Source organism: Campylobacter sp. IFREMER_LSEM_CL908 (assembly GCF_025771545.1).
GTDB classification, from domain to species: Bacteria; Campylobacterota; Campylobacteria; order Campylobacterales; family Campylobacteraceae; genus Campylobacter_D; species Campylobacter_D lari_D.
The window spans coordinates 1-1,410 of sequence record NZ_JAKMQK010000033.1 but is presented as its reverse complement, the minus strand read 5'-3'; the positions used below and the strand labels follow the sequence as shown (position 1 = coordinate 1,410).

Here is a 1,410-nt window from a genome sequence, read left to right as displayed (position 1 = left end):
GATATTGGCTATTACAGGGGAAATGCTATTGAACTTTGCGTTAGAGTATTATTAGATATGGATACTACTTGTTTGCTAGAATTAATAGAAGAAGATGAGAGAAAAAGAAGGGATATACTCAATAGAGATTGGTTTTTACATTTTATAGGTTCTAAGGGTAAGAAGTTAAATTTAGAACGCAAATGTGTTTGCAAAGAACATGAACTGATTAAAGAATTTATAGCCACACAAGATATTGAGTTTTTACATAAATATATGAAAAAACATACAAGGTTAAGGGATCCTTTAGATACCTGGGATCTTGAAGGTGCTGCAATTGTAAAACTAATGAATTTGGATAAAGAAGAATTTAAACAGTATAAATACTTTCCTTATGATTTAATATAAAATTTCTTAGTTATAATTTCATTTTATATTTAAGGAAAAAATTTATGAAAGATTTAAAACTTTTACAAAAGCGTTGGGAAGAAGCTTATGAGGCTATGCCTAAACTTTATGATGCATTAGACAAAACAATAGTAAATTTTACTCTTAGTGAAGATACAGATACTATTTTATTTAAAGAACCTTGGGAAAATTTTGAACTAGATGATGAAAATGAAGAAGTAGAATGGAGGTTAAGTTTTTTTAGTATTAGCGAAGATAAACCTCTAGGATATTTAGAATATAAAGAAGCTTTAGAAAAATTACAAGAATTTGCTTTAATACAATCAGAAGAAAGAATTTTAATTAGAGCTATAAATTTAAAAGAACTTAAAAATTTAAGATTGAAAGAACTATGATACTTCCTCAACCCATATTTTTAAATAAACTTATGCAATTTTTATCTAGTGAAAATTTAAATCTAAATAGTTTTAAAAAAGATATAGAAAACATAATCTCTAAAAAAGACTTACAAATTTTATTAGATTTAAATACAAAAATTATGGGTATTGCTAAAATAATTATTCAAGATAAAAAAGAAATTAATATACTGCTGCCACAATCTAATAAAGAGCATAAATTACAATATACACCTACAAAATTAGAAATTAAAAAAGATTTTGAAATTAAACTTGATAGCTTGGAAAATTGTAGCAACAAACAATTATTAGATATCATTAAACAAGAATATCCAAATAATATAGTAAAAGAACTAACTATTAATCTATCAAAAGAAAAAATAAAAATACTTTTCATTGTCAATGAAATACCAAAATTTTTAAAATCTATATACAAAGAATGTGATTTTAAAGATTACGGCTTAATGAACTATATCGAATTTGATAAAATTTTTAATCTTAAAATAGAAGATTTTAGATATTTTACGCTTGTTACACCCTTTGGGGCAAAAAAAATACAATTGTATTGGATAAATGAATATGAAAATCTTCAAGAAACACTCAATTGTATTTCAATCCCAATACCCCA

Annotated in this window: 3 protein-coding genes; all 3 read left to right on the top strand. The window is 24.3% G+C overall.

The window, feature by feature from the left end; translation table 11 throughout:
* A partial coding sequence (locus L8U04_RS08240; RefSeq protein ID WP_263709820.1) for a DUF1911 domain-containing protein occupies positions 1–387 on the top strand: 387 nt, incomplete at its 5' end.
* A gap of 44 nt (positions 388–431) precedes the next feature.
* Positions 432–782, top strand: coding sequence for a DUF4299 domain-containing protein (locus L8U04_RS08235; RefSeq protein WP_044598815.1), 351 nt, complete (start codon positions 432–434; stop codon positions 780–782).
* A 32-nt stretch (positions 783–814) separates the two neighbouring features.
* Positions 815–1,410 (top strand): hypothetical protein (locus L8U04_RS08230; RefSeq protein ID WP_263659999.1); only part of this gene is annotated, 596 nt, incomplete at its 3' end.